This is a genomic window from Zobellella sp. An-6, assembly GCF_052487945.1.
This window is the reverse complement of the sequence record NZ_CP199259.1, coordinates 796,130-815,955: the sequence shown is the minus strand read 5'-3', so window position 1 is coordinate 815,955 and position 19,826 is coordinate 796,130. Positions and strand designations below refer to the sequence as shown.

General features: G+C 60.5%; 19 protein-coding genes. 4 read left to right on the top strand and 15 right to left on the bottom strand.

Annotated features, from left to right (window positions below; genetic code table 11):
* Nucleotides 1-43: 43 nt before the first annotated feature.
* The 6 genes from nhaA (ACT7DK_RS03685) to rppH all read right to left on the bottom strand — a co-directional run bounded on the left by nhaA (ACT7DK_RS03685) (nucleotide 44) and on the right by rppH (nucleotide 7,526).
* The gene (nhaA, locus tag ACT7DK_RS03685) at nucleotides 44-1,240 is read right to left on the bottom strand and encodes a Na+/H+ antiporter NhaA (RefSeq protein WP_445396448.1); all 1,197 of its coding nucleotides are present in this window, start codon (nucleotides 1,238-1,240) and stop codon (nucleotides 44-46) included.
* 443 nt (nucleotides 1,241-1,683) lie between these two features.
* A complete protein-coding gene (nhaA, locus tag ACT7DK_RS03680) occupies nucleotides 1,684-2,874 on the bottom strand; it encodes a Na+/H+ antiporter NhaA (protein ID WP_445396446.1) in 1,191 nt (396 codons plus the stop codon).
* 181 nt (nucleotides 2,875-3,055) lie between these two features.
* Nucleotides 3,056-3,850, bottom strand: a complete 795-nt coding sequence (gene thyA / locus ACT7DK_RS03675; protein WP_445396443.1) for a thymidylate synthase — start codon at nucleotides 3,848-3,850, stop codon at nucleotides 3,056-3,058.
* Nucleotides 3,847-4,665, bottom strand: a complete 819-nt coding sequence (lgt, locus tag ACT7DK_RS03670) for a prolipoprotein diacylglyceryl transferase (protein WP_445396441.1) — start codon at nucleotides 4,663-4,665, stop codon at nucleotides 3,847-3,849. The genes thyA and lgt overlap by 4 nt, the downstream gene beginning before the upstream one ends.
* 62 nt (nucleotides 4,666-4,727) lie before the next feature.
* Complete coding sequence (gene ptsP, locus ACT7DK_RS03665) at nucleotides 4,728-6,986, bottom strand: phosphoenolpyruvate--protein phosphotransferase (protein WP_445396439.1); 2,259 nt, start codon at nucleotides 6,984-6,986, stop codon at nucleotides 4,728-4,730.
* Nucleotides 6,987-6,992: 6 nt separating this feature from the next.
* The gene (gene rppH, locus ACT7DK_RS03660) at nucleotides 6,993-7,526 is read right to left on the bottom strand and encodes an RNA pyrophosphohydrolase (protein ID WP_445396437.1); all 534 of its coding nucleotides are present in this window, start codon (nucleotides 7,524-7,526) and stop codon (nucleotides 6,993-6,995) included.
* 687 nt (nucleotides 7,527-8,213) lie between these two features.
* On the opposite strand from rppH, the gene mutH reads away from it, so the two are divergent.
* Nucleotides 8,214-8,879 carry a DNA mismatch repair endonuclease MutH gene (gene mutH, locus ACT7DK_RS03655; protein WP_445402263.1) on the top strand — a complete coding sequence of 222 codons (666 nt, stop codon included), beginning with the start codon at nucleotides 8,214-8,216 and terminating at the stop codon, nucleotides 8,877-8,879.
* Between the two features lie 58 nt (nucleotides 8,880-8,937).
* Here mutH and ACT7DK_RS03650 read toward each other — a convergent pair whose 3' ends face one another.
* The 6 genes from ACT7DK_RS03650 to ffh form a co-directional block, all read right to left on the bottom strand.
* The gene (locus tag ACT7DK_RS03650) at nucleotides 8,938-10,104 is read right to left on the bottom strand and encodes an MFS transporter (protein WP_445396435.1); all 1,167 of its coding nucleotides are present in this window, start codon (nucleotides 10,102-10,104) and stop codon (nucleotides 8,938-8,940) included.
* A 151-nt stretch (nucleotides 10,105-10,255) separates the two neighbouring features.
* The gene (gene rplS, locus ACT7DK_RS03645; protein WP_445396433.1) at nucleotides 10,256-10,618 is read right to left on the bottom strand and encodes a 50S ribosomal protein L19; all 363 of its coding nucleotides are present in this window, start codon (nucleotides 10,616-10,618) and stop codon (nucleotides 10,256-10,258) included.
* A gap of 32 nt (nucleotides 10,619-10,650) precedes the next feature.
* Nucleotides 10,651-11,397, bottom strand: coding sequence for a tRNA (guanosine(37)-N1)-methyltransferase TrmD (trmD, locus tag ACT7DK_RS03640; protein ID WP_445396431.1), 747 nt, complete (start codon nucleotides 11,395-11,397; stop codon nucleotides 10,651-10,653).
* 27 nt (nucleotides 11,398-11,424) lie between these two features.
* On the bottom strand, nucleotides 11,425-11,946 hold the full coding sequence (gene rimM, locus ACT7DK_RS03635; protein WP_445396429.1) for a ribosome maturation factor RimM: 522 nt from the start codon (nucleotides 11,944-11,946) through the stop codon (nucleotides 11,425-11,427).
* 23 nt (nucleotides 11,947-11,969) lie between these two features.
* Nucleotides 11,970-12,221, bottom strand: a complete 252-nt coding sequence (gene rpsP / locus ACT7DK_RS03630) for a 30S ribosomal protein S16 (protein WP_445396427.1) — start codon at nucleotides 12,219-12,221, stop codon at nucleotides 11,970-11,972.
* Nucleotides 12,222-12,363: 142 nt separating this feature from the next.
* On the bottom strand, nucleotides 12,364-13,746 hold the full coding sequence (gene ffh / locus ACT7DK_RS03625) for a signal recognition particle protein (protein WP_445396424.1): 1,383 nt from the start codon (nucleotides 13,744-13,746) through the stop codon (nucleotides 12,364-12,366).
* 145 nt (nucleotides 13,747-13,891) lie between these two features.
* On the opposite strand from ffh, the gene ACT7DK_RS03620 reads away from it, so the two are divergent.
* Both ACT7DK_RS03620 and ACT7DK_RS03615 read left to right on the top strand, forming a co-directional pair.
* Nucleotides 13,892-14,680, top strand: a complete 789-nt coding sequence (locus tag ACT7DK_RS03620; protein WP_445396421.1) for a cytochrome C assembly family protein — start codon at nucleotides 13,892-13,894, stop codon at nucleotides 14,678-14,680.
* Between the two features lie 79 nt (nucleotides 14,681-14,759).
* A complete protein-coding gene (locus ACT7DK_RS03615) occupies nucleotides 14,760-16,028 on the top strand; it encodes an HlyC/CorC family transporter (RefSeq protein ID WP_445396419.1) in 1,269 nt (422 codons plus the stop codon).
* Here ACT7DK_RS03615 and nsrR read toward each other — a convergent pair.
* Both nsrR and ACT7DK_RS03605 read right to left on the bottom strand, forming a co-directional pair.
* Nucleotides 16,016-16,474, bottom strand: a complete 459-nt coding sequence (nsrR, locus tag ACT7DK_RS03610; protein ID WP_445396417.1) for a nitric oxide-sensing transcriptional repressor NsrR — start codon at nucleotides 16,472-16,474, stop codon at nucleotides 16,016-16,018. The two genes, ACT7DK_RS03615 and nsrR, sit on opposite strands and share 13 nt — an antisense overlap.
* Before the next feature lie 137 nt (nucleotides 16,475-16,611).
* A complete protein-coding gene (locus ACT7DK_RS03605; protein WP_445396415.1) occupies nucleotides 16,612-17,268 on the bottom strand; it encodes a tetratricopeptide repeat protein in 657 nt (218 codons plus the stop codon).
* 231 nt (nucleotides 17,269-17,499) lie between these two features.
* Between ACT7DK_RS03605 and ptsG the strand changes: the two genes are divergently transcribed.
* Nucleotides 17,500-18,939 carry a PTS glucose transporter subunit IIBC gene (gene ptsG, locus ACT7DK_RS03600; RefSeq protein WP_445396413.1) on the top strand — a complete coding sequence of 480 codons (1,440 nt, stop codon included), beginning with the start codon at nucleotides 17,500-17,502 and terminating at the stop codon, nucleotides 18,937-18,939.
* A gap of 74 nt (nucleotides 18,940-19,013) precedes the next feature.
* On the opposite strand, the gene mazG is transcribed toward ptsG, so the two are convergent.
* Nucleotides 19,014-19,817 (bottom strand): nucleoside triphosphate pyrophosphohydrolase, encoded by an 804-nt coding sequence (mazG, locus tag ACT7DK_RS03595; protein WP_445396411.1) that lies wholly within the window; start codon nucleotides 19,815-19,817, stop codon nucleotides 19,014-19,016.
* Nucleotides 19,818-19,826 lie beyond the last annotated feature (9 nt).

The following is a 19,826-nucleotide window of genomic DNA, read 5'->3' as shown; positions in this document are numbered from 1 at the left end:
CCGGGTTTGAATACCCGGCCGGCATGGGACAGGCGACAATGCCTTAGACAGGCTGCGTGTGCGCCTGCTCCTCGTGCTCCGGCGCCTGCTGCGGCAGCACCAGTTTAAGCATCACGTAGCCGGCAACGGCCGACATGCTGGAGCCCATCAGAATGCCGAGCCGGGCCAGGTTGGCCAGCTGGGCCTGTTCGGCGAAGGCCAGTGACGAGATGAAGATGGACATGGTGAAACCGATGCCGCACAACACCGACACCGCGAAGATCTGCCTAAAACCGACACCAGCCGGTAACTGGGCGTAGCCCAGGCGCACCGCCAGCCAGCTGAACAGAAAGATGCCCATGGGCTTGCCCAGCAGCAGACCCGCCATGATGCCGAGGGGCAGGGGCGAGGACAGAGCGGCGAACGACAGTCCCTCCAATGACACGCCGGCATTCGCGAAGGCGAACAGCGGCAATACCATGAAGGCACACCAGGGAGTGAGAAACTGCTCCAGCTGCTTGGACGGCGAGAAACGGTGGCCGTAGAGCGGGATCAGGAAACCCAGTATCACCCCGGCCAGGGTGGCGTGGAGACCCGACTTCAGCACCGCCACCCAGACGATCCAGCCCAGCACCAGATAGGGCACCAGATTGCACACCCGGGCCCGGTTCAGCCACATCAGGCCGGCGATGCCCAGCCCGCCTGCCGCCAGCGCCGTCAGCTCCAGGCCATGGTTGTAAAACAGGGCGATAATAATGATGGCCCCCAGATCATCGATGATCGCCAGGGCCAGCAAAAACACCTTGAGACTGAGCGGTACCCGCTTGCCCAGCAGCGTCATCACCCCCAGGGCAAAGGCGATGTCGGTGGCGGTCGGAATGGCCCAGCCGCTCTGGTTGGCCGGTTCGCCGAGATTCAGCAGCATGTACCAGAGGGCGGGAAACAGCATGCCGCCGATGGCGGCCAGCGCCGGGAACAAGGCCTTTTCGCGGGTGCAAAGCGCCCCCTCCACCATCTCCCGTTTGACCTCGAGCCCCACCAGCAAAAAGAACACCGCCATCATGCCGTCGTTCACCCACAGCAGCATGGGCTTGTCCAGATCCAGCTCGCCGATACGCAGCTGGATGCGCGTATTGAGTAATTCCTGATAGAGGCCGGCCAGCGCGGTGTTGGCCATCAGCATGGCGATCAGGGCGGCGATGATCAGCAACACCCCACCGGCCGATTCCATGGCCAGAAAGCGTTTAAGCACACGAGACATATTCGAGCTCCTTCTCAAAGTGCAGGCCCGAGTGCAATCAGTTTGTTACAGAGGTAGCCATCGGTTTTTTCTGATCAACACCTCGGGAAAAACGAACCAAAGCGTAAAACGACTCACCAATGCCGATAAGATTGAAATATTAAACTTAAGTAGATCTTTATTTAGAAACAAAAATCTGTCAAATGGCCACAGGCGCTTTTATTTGATGGCGAGGACGGCAACAAATCAGGATAAAATACTAACAAGTATACTCAAACAGCGATGCCAAGCGGCGTGCCAGCCGCATTCTGGGCAAAGATCTTGGCTCGCAGCCGAGTTGCAGCCGGGCCTGCTCCAGCTGGTTGCAGACAAAGCACCGTCTCCAATAGATGCAACCCCGTCATCATGAAAGCGGCCGGTTTGAATACCCGGCCGCTCATGTTGTGCTGCAGGTCAGGAGCGGCTTAAATACGTTGCACCTGCAACACCGGGGACTTTTCGGCCCGAGGCAGGGCCAGGTGCAGCATGGTGTAACCGATCAGCGCCGCCAGGGTCGAGCCCAGCAAAATGCCTAGGCGAGACAGGTTGGCCAGCTCCGCGTGACCGCTGAAGGCCAGGGAGGTGATGAAGATGGACATGGTAAAACCGATACCGCACAGCACCGACACCGCAAAGATTTGTCTGAAGCAAACGCCCGCCGGCAGCTGGGCGATGCGCAGCTTGACCGCCAGCCAGCTGATCAGAAAGACACCCATCGGCTTGCCCACCAGCAGGCCCATCATCACCCCCAACGGCAGGGCGGAAGACAGATCGCCCAGCGACAGCCCGCGCAGCGAGACCCCGGCGTTGACGAAGGCAAACAGCGGCAGGATCAGGAAGGCACACCAGGGATGCAGGGCGTGCTCCAGCCGCTTGGAAGGTGAACCGCCGGCACCATACAGCGGCACCAGAAAGCCCAACAGCACGCCGGCCAGGGTGGCATGAATGCCCGACTTCAGCACCGCCACCCAGACCACCAACCCCAGCAGCAGGTAGGGCATCAGGCTGCCGACCCGGGCGCGGTTGAGCCAGATCAGCCCCATCACCCCGATCAGGGCGATCCCCAGCGGCGGCAGCGACAAGCCGTGGCTGTAGAACAGGGCGATGATCAGGATCACCCCCAGATCGTCGATGATCGCCAGAGCCAACAGGAAGATCTTGAGACTGAGCGGCACCCGTTTGCCCAACAGCGCCATCACCCCCAGGGCGAAGGCGATGTCGGTGGCGGCGGGAATGGCCCAACCGTTTTGGGTGACCGGATTGTCGGCATTGAACAGCAGGAACCACAGCGCAGGGAAGACCATGCCGCCCAAGGCGGCCAGGGCCGGAAATATCGCCTGTTCACGCCGGGACAGGGCTCCTTCCACCAGTTCGCGCTTGACCTCGAGGCCGATCAGCAGGAAAAACAGCGCCATCAGGCCGTCGTTGACCCACAGCAGTAAAGGCTTGTCCAGGTCCAGGGCACTGATGCGCACCTGGACCCGGGTATCGAGAAAGGCACTGTAGAGATTGGCCCAATCACTGTTGGCCATCAGGATGGCGCCGATAGCGGCCAGGATGAGCAGGATGCCACTGGCCGATTCCATGGCCATAAATCGTTTCAATACGCTTGACATAGATGAGTCTCCACACTTGGACTTCCCCGAGTGTAATCAGCTCATGCGATGGCGAGTAATCGGTTGTTTCTGCTTAATGGCTCGATAAAAACGAATATTTTTACAACTAGACGTTAGTATATCCGATACAAAAACAAAACTTACCACTAATATTTAACATTACTAACAATAAAAATACCGTTTAAATGGCTACAGGCGCCTTGATATGGGGATGTGGCCGGTAGTTTTCCAGGACAAAATCCTCGAAAGCATAATCGAACAGGGACCCGGGCTTGCGGGCCAGGCGCAGGGTCGGCAGCGGCCGGGGCTCACGACTCAGCTGCAGCCGGGCCTGCTCCAGGTGGTTGCTGTACAGGTGCACGTCGCCCCCGGTCCAGACGAAGTCGCCCACCTCCAGCCCCGCCTGCTGGGCCATCATATGGGTCAGCAGGGCGTAGCTGGCGATGTTAAACGGCAAGCCGAGGAACACATCGCAACTGCGCTGGTAGAGCTGGCAGGACAACCGGCCGCCCGCCACATAGAACTGGAACAGGGCGTGGCAAGGGGCCAGCGCCATCTTGTCCAGCTCCCCCACGTTCCAGGCCGAGACGATGATGCGGCGGCTGTCCGGATTGTGCCTGATGGTGTCCAGGGCCAGGCTTATCTGATCGATGACCCGGCCGTCGGCCCCTTGCCAGCTGCGCCACTGGTGGCCGTAGACGGGGCCCAGTTCACCATGCTCATCGGCCCATTCGTCCCAGATACTGACCCCCTTGTCCTTGAGATAGGCGATATTGGTGTCCCCGTTCAGAAACCACAGCAACTCATGGATGATGGACTTGAGGTGACATTTCTTGGTGGTCACCAGAGGGAAACCCTTGCTAAGGTCGAAACGCATCTGATGGCCGAACACCGACAGGGTGCCGGTGCCCGTCCTGTCTTCCTTCTGCTCGCCCTGCTCCAGTATGTGCTGCATCAGCTCCAGATAAGCCTTCATGCGGTTTTTTCTCCGTTGGCAAACCATTGCGGGCGCCGGCAGGCGGCCCATAACATAATCGTTCCCGCCACCATCATCGGCATGGACAACAGCTGCCCCATGCTGAACAGGTTGAGATAGACACCGAGGTGGGCATCCGGCTCGCGCACGAACTCGACCATAAAGCGGAACAGGCCGTAGCACAGCAGGAAAAGGCCGGACACCACGCCGCGCGGGGCCCGCAGCCGCCAGGCCAGGTTGAGGATGACCAGCAGCGCCACCCCTTCCAGGGCGAACTGGTAAAGCTGGGACGGATGGCGCGGCAATTCGCCCGCCGCCGGGAAGATGATGCCCCAGGGTACCTCGGTGACCCGCCCCCACAGCTCACCGTTGATGAAGTTGCCGATGCGCCCCGCGCCCAGGCCGAAGGGGATCAGCGGGGCGATAAAGTCGGAGACCGCGAAGAAGGTCTTCTTCTGCTTGCGGGCGAACAGCCAGAGGGCGACCAGGACCCCGACCAGGCCACCGTGGAAGGACATGCCGCCGGTCCATATCTTGATGAGGTAGAGGGGATCGGCCAGAAAGGTCTCGAGCTGGTAGAAGAACACATAGCCCAGGCGGCCACCGAGGATGACGCCGAGAAAACCGTAGAAGAGAACGTCGGAAACCTGATCCTTGCTCCAGCCCGAGCCCGGCTGCGCCGCCCGGCGGTTAGCCATCCACCAGGCGAAGACGAAGCCAAGCAGATACATAAGGCCGTACCAGTGGACCGCCAGCGGGCCCAGCTGGATGGCGATGGGATCGAATCCGGGAAATACCCAGTGGCTTGCAGACATGCACTTACCCCGTCAAAAATAAAACCGGTATTGTGCAGTCGTAACAGGGCAAATACCAGTGCTTAACGGCCGGGGCGCAACAGGCCGCCCAGCCCCCGCTCTTCCAGGTAGCGCCCGAAAACGCCCTTGAAGATACCCGCATGCTGGTGACTGAGGGCCTCCCGCAGCACCTTCTGCAATTCATCGGTACGGGACTGGCGCACTATGTACTTGATACGCATGATATTGCTGTTGTTCATACTGAAACGGCGGTAGCCCATGGCCAGCAGCACCAGCACCCCGACCGGATCGCCGGCCAGTTCACCGCAGATGGACACCGGCTTGGCATAGCGGCGGGCCGCGTCGATGATCTGCTGCAGCGCCCGCAGCACCGCCGGGTGCATGGCGTCGTAGATGTCCGCCACCCGGCCGTTGTTACGATCCACCGCCAGCAAGTACTGGGTGAGATCGTTGGTGCCCACCGACCAGAAATCCACCAATGGCGCCAGTTCCGGCAACTGGTAGAGCAGGGAAGGCACCTCTATCATCACTCCCAGGCTGGGATAGCGGATCACCCCCTGCTGCTCGGAGGTTTCGGCCGACACCTCGCGCCAGGCCCTGTCCAGCAGGCGGCGCGCCACCCGCACCTCGTCCAGGTTGCCCACCATGGGCAACATGATCGACAGGTTGTCCAGTCCCTGGCTGGCACGCAGCATGGCCTTGAGCTGGACCAGGAAGATCTCGGGATGATCCAGGGTCAGGCGGATACCTCGCCAGCCGAGGAAAGGGTTTTCTTCCACTATGGGGAAATAAGGCAACTGCTTGTCGCCGCCCACGTCCAGGGTACGCATGCATACCGGCTTGCCCACGTAGCTGGTCAGCACCCGTCGGTAATTGCTGGCCTGCTCCTGCTCGGAAGGAAAACGATCCCGCATCATGAAGGGGATCTCGGTACGGAACAGCCCAACGCCATCGGCGGCATCGTTCATGGCGATATCGGTATCGGCGCTCAGGCCCGCGTTGAGCAACAGCGACACCGTAACCCCGTCCTGGGTCACCGAACGCTCGTTGCGCACCGTGGCGAACAGCTCGTCCATCTGGGCCTCTTCGGCGATCAGCCGGCGGTACTCCGCCAACACTGAGGCGACCGGCTCCACCAGCAGTTCGCCACCGTAGCCGTCGACGATCAGGGTACGCTCCTCCAGCAATTCGAAGGAGTGATCGATCCCCATGACGGCGGGGATGCCCATGGCTCGCGCCAGGATGGCGGCGTGGGAGTTGATGGAACCCTTGGCAGAGACGATGCCCTTGAGCTTATCCCGGGGGATTTCGGCGATCAGGGTGGCGCTGATCTCGTCCGCCACCAATATAATGGGTTCGGCCAGGGTCAGGGGGTCTTCATCCTCATGGATCAGCCGGGTCAGCAACCGCTGCCCCAGATCCCGCACATCCGCCGCTCGTTCCCGCAGGTAGGGGTCGGACATGGTAGAAAACTGGGCTATCTGCTTCTCGCACACCCGCTTGACCGCGCTGCCGGCGGTCCAGCCCCGCTCAATCTCCTCGCGGATCAGGCCGATGAACACCGGATCTTTCAGGATATACTGATAGACCTCGAATACCGCCACCGACTCGCTGGCCTGGGATTCCTTGAAGCGCAACGCCATGGTGTCGAGCTCGTCCTCCACCTGGATCAGCACCTTGTCGAAGCGTTCGTGCTGTATGGCCACGTCGTCGCTCTTGCGGGCCTTGACCTGATTCAGCTCGACCTTGGGCCGCCATACCCAGGCCCTGCCGATGGCCACCCCGGGAGAACCGGCCAGGCCGCGCAGCATCCCGTGCCAATTGGGGGACTTGAGGTTACCCTTGGCCTCGGCGTGGGCGATCACCGTGGCCAGCTGGGAGGCCAGGGTCACCAGAAAGGACTCTTCCCCTTCCTCGAACAACCGGACCTGCTTCTGCTGCACCACCAATACCCCCAGCGCCTTGCGCTGGTGGATGATGGGCGCGCCGAGGAAAGATTTAAAGGCGTCTTCATGGGCTTCTGGCAGGTATTTGAACTTGGGATGGTGCTGGGCGTCGGCCAGGTTGATCAACTCTTCCTTTTCACCGATAAGGCCGACGATGCCCTCCCCCAGCGGGATCTTGGCACGGCCTACCGCCTCGGCCGCCAGGCCGTCGGTGGCGGCGAGCAGGTAGGCCTGCTCCAGGTCCCGGCGCAGGTAGATGGAGCAGCAATCCACCTGCATGGCTTCACGGGTCTTCCTGACCAGCTCGGACATGGCTTCGTTGAGATCGGAGCTGGCCGTCACCCGCTGAACGATTTCCCGCAATTCCTTTAACACAACCGCCTACTCCTTATGTCGATCGCCCTGCCGGTACCGCCTGCGCCCATCTTTGCGGCCCTGTTCCGCCATTACTATGGGCGCAAACTCCCTCAGCACCCGTCGATATACTTCCCGCTTGAAAGACACCACCTGTCGTACCGGGTACCAGTAGCTGACCCAACGCCAGTCGTCGAATTCCGGATGCCCGTGGCAACCGAACTCGATCTGTGATTCATGATCCGAATCCAATCGCAACAGAAACCATTTCTGTTTTTGACCTATGCACACGGGATTACTATCCCACCGCACCAAACGCTTGGGTAACTTGTACTTGAGCCAGTGGCGGGTCACCGCCAGCAGGGTGACGTTTTCGGGCCTGAGCCCTATCTCCTCGTACAACTCCCGGTACATGGACTGCTCCGGCGTTTCACCGTCGTCCACGCCACCCTGGGGAAACTGCCAGGAATGCTGCCCGTAGCGTCTGGCCCATAACACCTGGCCTTTGCGATTGCAGATCACTATGCCTACATTGGGACGAAAACCGTCGCCATCTATCACGCAATCACCAGACTAAAAAGCTAACATAAGGATGATTGTTCCATATTCCCTTATTTCCGGCAAATGATGCTGCAGCAGGGGCGACGGGGCGGGATGTTGAATAACTTGGATTTTTGTCAATAGTTATAAACAGAAAAAGGATCCTGTGGCGATCGCTTGCCCCCAAATCGTGTGGATAAGCTTGTGACAAAGGTTGTATAGCTTGGCCGTCATCGTAGCACCAACCTCTCTTTCTAGGGCAACACCTTCAAAAGAAGAAACAAAAAAAACTTAAAAATCAAAAACATAACCAATAAAAAAAGGATCGAACTGGATCTTTTAACAGTTCAAACCCTTCTCTACCCAGTGTTGATAAGTCAGATAGCTTAAAGATCAATCACAGGCAACTTATCCACAAGCTGCAAGTCACGCCCGGGTTAACGGCAGGAAAAAAAACCTGCTCTTGCACTTTTCCGCGACCGGAAAATTCCAGGCGGTAGCCGGAATGCAGTTATCCAGTATTTCTGTGGATAAGGCTGTGCAACAGCATGTTTATACCAGGGTAAAACCGGTATATCATCTCCTCCCCCGGCCAGAGACCGGGCAGGCAGTATTATTAATAGTATAATCAATTAGTTATAGAAACAGTCTGGATAGATAGCCTATCCGTAAACAACGCCGGAGTCAGACTAAAATTTGAGCAGCGCTATTCCCCGTCCCCCGAACATAGAAGTGCTACTGGCCCGGGCCGAGCGACTGTCCGGCTTGTCCCTCGGCGAGCTGGCCGGACAGTTGGCACTGCCGGTGCCCGCCCACTTGCGTCGAGACAAGGGCTGGGTAGGGCACCTGCTGGAACTGGCTCTGGGCGCCTCTGCCGGCTCCAAGCCCGAGCAGGACTTTCCCGAACTGGGCGTAGAGCTCAAAAGCATCCCCGTCGATGCCGGCGGCAGGCCGCTGGAAACGACCTTTGTGTGCGTGGCGCCGCTCACCGACGTCGCCGGACTGGATTGGCAGCACAGCAATGTGCGCAACAAGCTGGCCCGGGTGTTGTGGATTCCGGTCCTGGGCGAGCGGAACATTCCCCCCGGCGACAGGATCATCGGCCAGCCCCTGCTGTGGACCCCCGAGCAGGAGGAAGAGCGGCTGCTACGCCAGGACTGGGAAGAGCTGATGGAGCTGATAAGCCTGGGGCGGGTGCAGGAGATCAGCGCCCGCCACGGCCAGGTACTGCAACTGCGTCCCAAGGCCGCCAACGGCCGGGCCCTCACCGAAGCGGTGGGACCCCAGGGCCAGCCGATCATGACCCGACCCCGGGGTTTCTACCTCAAGACCGCCTTCACCGGCGCCCTGCTGGCGCGCCACTTTATGCTGTAACCGGGCCGCCGGCGAGGTGTCGTCGGCACCGCACCGGCGGCAAGACGGCTCCTCTGCCCTAGGCCGCCACCGGCTCACCTGCTTTGAGTCGCCAGATAAGCAGTGTCACCAGCAGTATCCAGGGAATGGCGATGAGGTTGAGCCAGGCCCAGCCCAGCAGGGCGACGCCCTGCCCGGCGAAGAGGCTGCACAAGGCGGCGGCGCCGAATACCAGAAATTCGTTCATGCCCTGCACCTTCGCCTTCTCCGCCGGCTGGTAGCTGAAGGTCAGCAAATGGGTGGCACCGATAAAGGTGAAGTTCCAGCCTATCCCGAGCCACAGCAGCCCCCACCAGTAATGCCAAAAGCCCTGGCCGGAAAGATTGATCGCCACGCTCAGCAGCAGTGCGGCGCAGCCCCAGAGGATCACCCGGCGGGTGGTGAAACGCCGGATCAGGTGGCCGGTAAAGAAGGAAGGCACGAACATGCCGAGCACGTGCCACTGGATCACCAGGGCGGTGTCGGCAAAGTCGTGCCGGTGATGATCCATCGCCAGTGGGGTCGCGGTCATCAGCAGCACCATGATGCCATAGCCGATCATGCCTGAGGCCACCGCCGCCAGCAGCAGCGGCTGGCGGCCCAGCTCGCCGTAGGTACGCACCCGCTCCGCCTGGCTCACCGGCCGGGCCCTGGGCAGGGGCAGCAACAGGATCAGCAGCAGCGCCACCACATAGAGGCCGAACAGGCCGTAAAAGGCGCCGCCGTAGAGATTGGCCGCATACCAATCCCGGGACCAGACCGCCAGGTTGGGGCCGATCACCGCCGCCAGCACACCGCCGGCCATCACCAGGCTGATGGCCCTGGGATGCAGCTTGCTGTCACAGGCTTCCAGGGCGGCGAAGCGGTATTGCTGGCCCACCCCGATGGCGATGCCGATAAGGAAGGTGCCCAGGGTGAAGCCGGCCAGGCTGGTCGCCGCCAGTCCCTGCAGGGCCACCCAGGTGCCGAGCAAGCCGATTACATTGCCGAGCACGAAGCCGGTCTTGCGCCCCAGGGCTTGCATCAGGTGGGCGGCGGGCAGGGTGGAGAGGATCAACCCCAGGAACTGGCAGGCCACCGGCAGGGTGATAAGCCAGGGATCCGCCGCCAGGTGCTGACCGATCAGCGCCGATACCGACACCAGCAGGATATTGCCCGATGCCAGCAAAGCTTGGGCGATAGATAGGCCCCAAACGGTAATAGGCATGGAAAGATCCTTGAAATTAACGGGAAAGCGTTATCCTAGCCAGTTTACCGGTAAATGGACAGCCCGCTCAGGCCATGAAAGATCCGGGATGGGTGAAAAACGAAAAGGCCCGCAATCGCGGGCCTTTTGTCGACAGCCGAACCGGCCTGGCTTATTTGCCGTTTTTGGCGGTAAGACGCTCTTTGATACGAGCAGACTTGCCGGCACGGTCGCGCAGGTAGTAAAGCTTGGCACGGCGGACGGCACCGCGACGCTTCACTTCCACGCTGCCGATCAGCGGGCTGTGAGTCTGGAAAGTACGCTCAACGCCTTCACCGTTAGAGATCTTGCGCACGGTGAAAGAAGAGTGCAGGCCGCGGTTACGCTTGGCAATGACCACGCCTTCGTAAGCCTGCAGACGCTCTTTGCCGCCTTCGGCAACGCGTACCTGTACGCGCACGGTATCACCCGGACCGAAGTCGGGGATATCTTTGCGCAATTGTTCGTCTTCAAGCTGCTTGATGATGTTGCTCATGATATTTCCTTACCTAGGGTAAACTGAAAACTCTACTGCTTGTCGCGACAGTCGCGGACAAATTCGGCAAGAAGCTGTTCTTGCTCGTCAGTCAGAGCTAGGTTGTTCAAGAGTTCCGGCCTTCTTAACCAGGTCCGGCCCAACGACTGCTGCATTCTCCAGCGCGCCACCTCGGCGTGGTTGCCACTCAGCAACACTTTGGGAACGGCCATTCCCGCCAGTTGCTCCGGGCGTGTGTAGTGGGGATGGTCCAGCAACCCTTCACTGAAGGAATCCTGCTCCGCACTCGCCATGTCGCCCAGGACGCCGGGCACCAGACGGGCCACCGCATCGATCAGCACCATGGCCGGCAATTCGCCGCCACTGAGCACGTAATCGCCGACCGACCACTCTTCGTCGATATCGGCCTGGATGACGCGCTCATCCACTCCTTCGTACCGCCCCGCCACCAGGATCAGCTTCTCCTGTCTGGCCAGTTCGCGCACGCCCTGCTGATCCAGCTTGCGGCCCTGAGGAGACAGGTAAATCACCCTGGCTCCCTCACCCGCCGCCGCCCGCGCCGCCGCTATGGCATCGCGCAGGGGCTGAACCATCATCAGCATACCGGGTCCGCCCCCGTAGGGTCTGTCGTCGACAGTGCGGTGTCTGTCCCGGGTGAAATCCCGTGGATTCCAGCATTCAAATGTCAGCAGACCGTCCTTGACGGCCCTACCGGTTACTCCATAGTCGGATACTGCCCGGAACATCTCCGGGAAGAGGCTGACCACCCCTATCCACATGATTCTCTCCGCGCGGTGCGACTGGAATTAAAAATCCGGATCCCAATCAATTTCGATGATTTTGTCCTGAAGCTTCACGGACTTGATCACCTGATCTTCCAAAAACGGAATCAACCGTTCCCGTTGGCCAAATGCATCGTTGGCATTGGCTTTGACCACCAGCACGTCGTTGGAACCGGTTTCCATCAACTGCTCCACCAGGCCAAAATCATAGCCCTTGGTGTTGAGCACCCGACAACCGATCAGATCGCGCCAGTAAAATTCATCTTCCGGCAGGGGCGGAAATGCATCCGCGCTTACCGCGATGTCGACACCGGTCAGTGTCTGGGCCTCTTCCCGCTGATCGATATCGGCCAGCTTGCAGATGAGCCCCTTGTTGTGACGCTTCCATCCAGTCACCTGGATTTCACGCCAGCCTTTGCCATCTCTCACCAACCAAGGTTGGTAATCGAAAATGCCTTCCGGCTGGTCGGTAAAGGAGTTGACCTTCAACCAACCTTTAATGCCGTAAACGGCGCCCAGTTGGCCTACTACTACAGGTTCGCTCACCTTAACTCCCTACCCGTCAAGACTTAGGCTGCGGCTTTGGCAGCGTCTTTGATCAGCTTGGCTACGCGCTCGGACACATTGGCGCCCTGGCCTACCCAGTGGTTGATACGCTCCAGGTCCAGGCGCAGTTTTTCTGCCTGACCGGAAGCGATCGGGTTGAAGAAGCCAACACGCTCGATGAAACGACCATCGCGGGCGTAGCGGCTGTCAGCAACTACTACTTGGTAGAACGGACGCTTTTTCGCGCCACCACGTTGTAAACGAATGGTTACCATACCGTCCTCTATTTACTTGAAACAAACAAGGTTCGCAGACAATGCGAACCCCGGCTTAAAATAAGCCGCGCAATTGTACTCCGATCCGGTGAGAATGCAACCGGATTGGGGCCTGCGCGCCTCCGTGTCCCGATGCGCTGGCTCAGAAGGGCCCGCGCCGGCCACCACCCAGCCCGCCCGGGCCCATCAGTCCCTGCATCTGGCTCATCATCTTGCGCATGCCGCCCTTGCCGGACATTTTCTTCATCATCTTCTGCATCTGGGCGAACTGCTTGAGCAGCTTGTTGACCTCCTGCACTTCGGTGCCGGAGCCCAGGGCGATGCGGCGCTTGCGCGCCCCCTTGATCAGGTCCGGGTGGCGGCGCTCCTTCGGCGTCATGGAGTTGATAATGGCCTCCATCCGCACCGTCAGCTTGTCATTGACCTGATCCTTGACGTTGTCCGGCAACTGGTTCATGCCTGGCAATTTGTCCATCAGGCTCATCATGCCGCCCATGTTGCGCATCTGCACCAGCTGGTCGCGGAAGTCCTCCAGGTCGAAGCCCTTGCCTTTCTTCAGCTTCTGGGCCATCTCGGCGGCCTTGCCCTTGTCCACCGAACGTTCCATCTGGTCGATCAGCGACAGCACATCCCCCATGCCGAGGATGCGCGAGGCGATACGGTCGGGGTGGAAGGGCTCCAGGGCGTCGGTTTTTTCACCCATCCCGATGAATTTGATCGGCTTGCCGGTAATGTGACGCACCGAGAGCGCTGCGCCACCCCGGGCATCACCGTCCGCCTTGGTGAGGATGACACCGGTCAGCGGCAGCGCCTCGCTGAAGGCTTTGGCGGTATTGGCCGCATCCTGGCCGGTCATGGCGTCCACCACGAACAGGGTCTCGACGGGATCGATGGCCGCGTGCAACTGCTGGATCTCGGCCATCATGTCTTCGTCTACGTGCAGGCGACCGGCGGTATCCACCAGCACCACGTCGAAGAACTTCTTGCGGGCATGGTCCACGGCGTTACGGCCGATGTCCACCGGCTTCTGGCCGGTGTGGCTGGGGAAGCATTCCACCTCCAGATCCGCTGCCAGGGTCTCCAATTGCTTGATGGCCGCCGGCCGGTAGACATCGGCACTGACCACCAGCACCTTTTTCTTGTGGCGCTCCTTCAGAAACTTGGCCAGCTTGCCCACCGAGGTGGTCTTACCGGCCCCCTGCAGACCCGCCATCAGGATCACCGCCGGCGGCGTGACCGCCAGGTTGAGCGCCTCGTTGGCCTCGCCCATCACCGCGACCAGTTCGGCGTTGACTATCTTGATAAAAGCCTGGCCCGGGCTCAGGGACTTTGAAACCTCCTGGCCCACCGCCCGCTCCTTGACCCGGTTGACGAAGTCCCGCACCACCGGCAGGGCTACGTCGGCCTCCAGCAGGGCCATACGCACCTCGCGCAGGGTCTCTTTGATATTTTCTTCGGTGAGGCGCCCACGCCCACTGATGTTCTTCAGCGTGCGCGACAACCGTTCGGTGAGATTTTCAAACATGACTGAGTCCGCTATTGGCGAAAATTGCGACCAGTATACCCAAGTTGCCGGCCGAACTTAAGCGACCGCAGGTAGCGACATGGCTTCCCTTGGGGGTATACTGGCCGTCCTTCTTTATTTTACCGGTTAATGGCTTACGTTCACTATGGAATTGCTTGCTGTATTGGCGATGGCCTTTTATCTGTTGGCGGCCTTCGCCTGTGTGCATAACTTGCTCACCCCCCACCACCAGGGGCGCCGCTACGGCTTGCTGGCCGCGTTGTTCGCGCTGGCCCTCCATGGGCTCTGGCTGTTCGATACCGTGGTGCTGGTCCCCGGCCAGAACCTGAGCATGCTCAACGTGGCTTCCATCGTCAGCCTGATCATCTGTGTGCTGATGACCATACTGGTCAGCCGATTCAATGTCTGGCTGCTGATGCCGCTGGTATACGGCTTTGCCGGCCTGCTGCTGGCGGCGGACCTGCTGTTGCCGAGCTACTACGGCATGTACCTGGAAACCCGCCCGGCGGTGCTGCTGCACATCGGCCTGGGACTGATCTCCTACTCTCTGCTGGTGATTGCCTGTCTGCTCGCCATCTTGCTGGGCTTTCTCGACAACCGGCTGAAAAAACACAAACTGTCCAATCTGCCGGCGATGCCACCACTGATGACCATAGAGCGCTACCTGTTCCGGCTTATCTTCATCGGGGTGGTGCTGCTGACCCTGTCCATCTCCAGCGGTCTTTTCTTCCTGCAGGAGATGTTCAGCCCCGGCAAGGTCCACAAGGCCATACTGACCATACTGGCCTGGTGCGTTTACGTCGGCCTGTTGTGGGGCCACCACCGCCTGGGCTGGCGCGGGCGCAAGGTGATCTGGACCAGCGTGGCCGGCAGCATACTGTTGACCCTGGCCTATTTCGGCAGCCGTTTCGTGCGCGAGGTGCTGCTGGGTTAGCCCTGAACCGGCTCTTGGCTTGACAGTGCCGGCACAAACCCTTAGAAATTGATCAGCGTTTTCACACAGGACGGTCTGCTTGGACGACATATCCACGGGTGCCCTTACCGGTATCCTGATAGCCTTACTCTTTATTTCCGCCTTTTTCTCCAGTTCCGAAACCGGCATGATGTCGCTCAACCGTTACCGGTTGCGCCATCTGGCTCAGAACAAACACAAGTCCGCCACCCGGGTCGAGAAGCTGCTGGCTCGTCCCGACCGGCTGATAGGCCTGATCCTTATCGGCAATAACCTGGTCAACATAATGGCGTCGGCCATCGCGACCCTGATCGCCATCCGCCTGTTCGGCGACTACGGCGTGGCCATCGCCACCATGGCGCTGACGGTGGTGGTGCTGATCTTCGCCGAGGTAACGCCAAAGACCCTGGCCGCCCTCTACCCGGAGCGGGTCGCCTTTCCCGCCTCCTTTATTTTACGGCCGCTGATGGTACTGCTCTATCCGGCGGTGTGGACCATCAATGCCATCTCCAACGGTCTGCTGACCCTGTTCCGCATCAACCCGCACAGCCGGGAAGACACCGCCATCAGTTCGGAGGAGCTGAGGACCATCGTCAACGAGGCCGGCGCCCTGATCCCCCGCCGCCACCAGGACATGCTGGTGTCCATCCTGGACCTGGAGAAAGTGACGGTGGACGACATCATGGTGCCGCGCAACGAGATCTACGGCATCGACGTGACCCAGGACTGGAAGACCATCAGCCGACGGCTGCTGCAGAGCCCGCACACCAAGGTGCTGCTGTACCGGGACAACATCGACGACGCCTTGGGTTTTATCCATGCCCGGGACGCCCTGCGCCTGCTGGCCAAGGAAGAGTTCAGCAAGTCGAGCCTGATGCGGGCGGTGCGTGAAATCTACTACATTCCCGAAGCCACACCACTCAACGTGCAATTGCTCAAGTTCCAGCGCAACAAGGAGCGCATCGGTCTTATCGTGGATGAGTACGGCGACATTCAGGGTCTGGTCACCCTGGACGATATCCTGGAGGAAATCGTTGGCGACTTCACCACCACCATCAGCCCGACCCTGAGCGACGAGATCAAGCCCCAGGAGGACGGCTCCTACCTGATCGAGGGCTCGGCCAGTATCAGGGATATCAACAAGGAACTGGGCTGGAAGCTGCCCACCGACGGTCCCCGCTCCTTCAACGGCCTGATCCTGGAATACCTGGAAGAGATCCCCCAGGCCAATATCGGCCTGCGGTTGGCGGGTTACCCCATCGAAATACTGGAAGTGGAAAACAACATGGTGAAACTGGCCCGGGTACTACCTCACTACTACCGGCCCTGAGGGGCTGCCGTCCGGGGTTCGAGCTGACTGAAGATCACCATCAGCTCTTCACTGTTGCCCACCAGATCGGCCAGGGTATAGCTTTCCATCACGCGCAGGAAGGCATCCATCGCAAGCTTGAGGGCATCCTTCAAACGGCAGGCGGGCACCAGATAGCATGCAGGGCTGCCGCAATCGATGCCCTTGAGGTTGTGCTCAAGGGTACGGATCACCTGGCCGATATTGATGTCTTCCGGCGCCCGGGCCAGCCGGATGCCGCCATTCTTGCCCCGCACCGCATGGATATAACCTTCCCGCGCGAGCTGATTGACCACTTTCACCATGTGATTGCGGGACACGTCGTACAGATTGGAAACATGGGCGACGCTGGTCAGCTCCCCCTTGGGCAGGGTGGCCAGGTACATCATGGTTCTCAGTCCGAAATCGGTATAGGTGGTCAGCTTCATTCAGCGAATATCCTGGGTCGGGGGCTAATATATATACATGATACACATTAGTGCACTAAGGTGACATGAAATGTCGGCGATGACAAGCCGCCACGCGCGGGACCCCGAGTCACCACGCCCCGCTGCGACAGCCCGGCTCAGAACAACAACCGCTGGTTCAGCTCCTTGACCTTGTGGGGCGGCATGCGCGCCGCCAGTCCCTTGCTCAGACGCTCCGCTTCCCGGTGCAGGGTCGGATCGGCAGTCACTATCTGCTTGAGCCACAGATAGGCCTGGGGATAATCCAGCGGGCTGCCGGCCCCCTCCAGCAGCCAGCGGGCCCAGGTGAATTGGGCCTTTTCGAAGCCCAGGCTGGCGGCTTCCTGCATCAGGGGCGCGGCCCGCTCCCGGTTCTGCTGTACCAGGGTACCGTTGTAGTAATAGCGCCCTAGCTGTTCCAGGGCCGCCGGCAAGCCCTGCTCCGCCGCTTTCCAGATCATCGCCATGCCCCGCCGCGGCTGCTCGGGCACGCAGACCCCCCAGGCCAGCATGTCGCCCCACAGGAACTGGTAGGAAGGCAGGCGCAGCACCTCGGCCCTGGCCTCGATATCCTGCACCAGCTGGCAGTTGTCCCTATCCCTCACCTGCTGCAAATGACGGTTGTCGTTGATCCAGCGGATCAGTTCGTGCTCCTCATACAGCGGCACGGCCCTGAGCTCTTCCGTCGTGACCGTGTCGGGGGCGGCCGGCTCCCCTTCCTGGGCAAAGGCCTGAAGGCTGCAGCACAGCAGTAGTAAGCGGATTATTAGCATCATCGGTCGTCCTCCCGGCCTATCTATCGGCGCCGCGTGGCAAAGGTTGAGCCTTGTGTAACGTTTTGTAAGAAACTGTTGCTTTGTTACCGATAAACGCCGGTGAAATGCGCACTCGCTCCCCCTTTTTCAAACTCCGGGTTGCGCAAGCTGAATCGATTCAATCAATATATGGCCAACAAGCTTCTATACTACCTGAAAATCCGTTACGTCCTTTGTCCTGGAGTGTTTTTTATGCTTAAAAACGCCTTTTCCAACCTGCAAAAGGTCGGCAAATCGCTGATGCTGCCGGTATCGGTGCTGCCGGTAGCCGGCCTGCTGCTCGGTATCGGTGCCGCCGACTTCAGCTGGTTGCCCCACATCGTGTCCATGTTGATGGCCCAGGCCGGTGGCGCCATCTTCGGCAACCTGCCGCTGATCTTCGCCGTCGGTGTCGCCCTCGGTTTCACCAACAACGACGGCGTGGCCGCCCTGGCCGCCGTGGTCGGCTACTTCGTGCTGACTGCCGCCATCGGGGTCATGGGCCCCATCGTCACCGGCCTGGATCCGGCCACCGACGCCACCCTGATCAAACAATTGACCGACACCGGTGTGCTCGGCGGCATCATCGCCGGCGGCATCGCCGCCTACCTGTTCAACCGCTTCTACCGCATCCAGTTGCCCGATTACCTGGGCTTCTTCGCGGGCAAGCGCTTCGTGCCCATCATCACCGGCATCACCGCCATTTTCACCGGCGTCGCCCTGTCCTTTATCTGGCCGCCCATCGGCAGCGCCATCAACAGCTTCTCCGACTGGGCCGCCTACCAGAATCCGGCCCTGGCCTTCGGCATCTACGGCGTGGTGGAGCGGGCGCTGATCCCCTTCGGCCTGCACCACATCTGGAACGTGCCCTTCTTCTTCGAGGCCGGCACCTACACCAACGCCGCCGGTGAAGTGTTCCGCGGCGAGATCGCCCGTTACATCGCCGGCGATCCCAGCGCCGGCAACATGGCCGGTGGCTACATGTTCAAGATGTATGGCCTGCCCGCCGCAGCCATTGCCATCTGGCACTCTGCCAAGCCGGAAAACCGCGCCAAGGTCGGCGGCATCATGCTCTCCGCCGCCCTGACCTCCTTCCTGACCGGCATCACCGAGCCCATCGAGTTCGCCTTCATGTTCGTGGCACCGGTGCTCTACGGCATCCACGCCCTGCTGGCCGGCTCCGCCTATGTGCTGACCATACTGCTGGGCATGAAGCATGGCATGACCTTCTCCCACGGCTTCATCGACTTCGTGGTGTTCTTCTCCCAGTCCACCAAGGGCTGGATGTTCCCCATCCTGGGCCTGGCCTACGGCGCCCTCTACTACACCCTGTTCCGGGTCGCCATCGTCAAGCTGGACCTGAAGACCCCGGGCCGGGAAGAGGCCAGCGAGGAAGGCGCCAAACAGGGCGGCTCCGAAATGGCCGAGCAACTGGTCACCGCCTTCGGCGGCAAGGGCAATATCGCCAGCCTGGATGCCTGCATCACCCGGCTGCGGGTGGGCGTGAAGGATGTGTCCCAGGTGGACCAGGCCCAACTGAAGAAGCTGGGCGCCGCCGGAGTGGTCGTGGCCGGCTCCGGGGTGCAGGCCATCTTCGGCACCCGTTCCGACAACCTGAAGACCGACATGGATCACTGGATCAAGGACAACTGATCCCGCCATTCCGCCGACAGCAAAACGCCACCCGCAGGGGTGGCGTTTTTTTTGTTTTCATCCGGGCCGGCGGCTCAGGACTCCTGCCGTTTTACCCGATTCCAGTAGCCGTCCAGCTCTTCCAGGCTGCAGGCCCGGCTGTCCTTGCCGTCGGCCCGCAGCGCCTGCTCCACCGCCCGGAAACGGCGCTCGAACTTGTCGTTGGCCCGGCGCAGCACCGCCTCCGGATCCTGCTTGAGGTGGCGTACCAGGTTGACGCAGGCGAACAGCAGATCGCCGAGTTCGTCCGCCACCTTGTCCTGATCCCGTTCCGGCTCGGCCAGCTCGGCCATGACTTCGTCGAGCTCTTCGCGGATCTTGTCCACCACCGGCGGCAGTTCACGCCAGTCGAAGCCGACCGCGGCGCAGCGCTTCTGGATCTTGTTGGCCCGGGACAGCGCCGGCAAGCTGCGGGGAATGTCGTCCAGGGCGCTGGTGGCCGCGGCGTCCTTGGCTCTTCGCTCCTCGGCCTTGGTGTTTTCCCAGTTGGCCTTGACCTGCTCCTCGCTGTCGAAGTCGGCGTTGCCGAACACATGGGGGTGTCGGGCCACCAGCTTGTGGCTGATGGACTGCACCACGTCGCCGAAGTTGAACAATGACTGCTCCTCACCCAGGCGGGCATAGAACACCACCTGGAACAGCAGGTCGCCCAGCTCCCCGGGCAGCTCCGCCAGCGCCCCCCGCTCTATGGTGTCGGCCACCTCGTAGGCTTCTTCCAGGGTGTAGGGCACTATGCTGGCGAAGTCCTGCTTCAGATCCCAGGGACAGCCGTTTTCCGGATCCCGCAGCGCCGCCATGATGGCCAGCAGATCGCCGAGCGAGTAGTTGTAATGTTCCATCCTTGCTCC

Excerpts from the sequence above, each read along its gene's own strand:
- lgt (WP_445396441.1), bottom strand. The coding sequence starts at position 4,665 with ATGTCTGCAAGCCACTGGGTATTTCCCGGATTCGATCCCATCGCCATC.
- ACT7DK_RS03650 (WP_445396435.1), bottom strand. The coding sequence starts at position 10,104 with ATGCCTATTACCGTTTGGGGCCTATCTATCGCCCAAGCTTTGCTGGCA.
- ffh (WP_445396424.1), bottom strand. The coding sequence starts at position 13,746 with ATGTTTGAAAATCTCACCGAACGGTTGTCGCGCACGCTGAAGAACATC.
- thyA (WP_445396443.1), bottom strand. The coding sequence starts at position 3,850 with ATGAAGGCTTATCTGGAGCTGATGCAGCACATACTGGAGCAGGGCGAG.
- mazG (WP_445396411.1), bottom strand. The coding sequence starts at position 19,817 with ATGGAACATTACAACTACTCGCTCGGCGATCTGCTGGCCATCATGGCG.
- rpsP (WP_445396427.1), bottom strand. The coding sequence starts at position 12,221 with ATGGTAACCATTCGTTTACAACGTGGTGGCGCGAAAAAGCGTCCGTTC.
- ptsG (WP_445396413.1), top strand. The coding sequence starts at position 17,500 with ATGCTTAAAAACGCCTTTTCCAACCTGCAAAAGGTCGGCAAATCGCTG.
- trmD (WP_445396431.1), bottom strand. The coding sequence starts at position 11,397 with ATGTGGATAGGGGTGGTCAGCCTCTTCCCGGAGATGTTCCGGGCAGTA.
- nhaA (WP_445396448.1), bottom strand. The coding sequence starts at position 1,240 with ATGTCTCGTGTGCTTAAACGCTTTCTGGCCATGGAATCGGCCGGTGGG.
- nsrR (WP_445396417.1), bottom strand. The coding sequence starts at position 16,474 with ATGAAGCTGACCACCTATACCGATTTCGGACTGAGAACCATGATGTAC.
- ACT7DK_RS03605 (WP_445396415.1), bottom strand. The coding sequence starts at position 17,268 with ATGATGCTAATAATCCGCTTACTACTGCTGTGCTGCAGCCTTCAGGCC.
- ACT7DK_RS03620 (WP_445396421.1), top strand. The coding sequence starts at position 13,892 with ATGGAATTGCTTGCTGTATTGGCGATGGCCTTTTATCTGTTGGCGGCC.
- rplS (WP_445396433.1), bottom strand. The coding sequence starts at position 10,618 with ATGAGCAACATCATCAAGCAGCTTGAAGACGAACAATTGCGCAAAGAT.
- nhaA (WP_445396446.1), bottom strand. The coding sequence starts at position 2,874 with ATGTCAAGCGTATTGAAACGATTTATGGCCATGGAATCGGCCAGTGGC.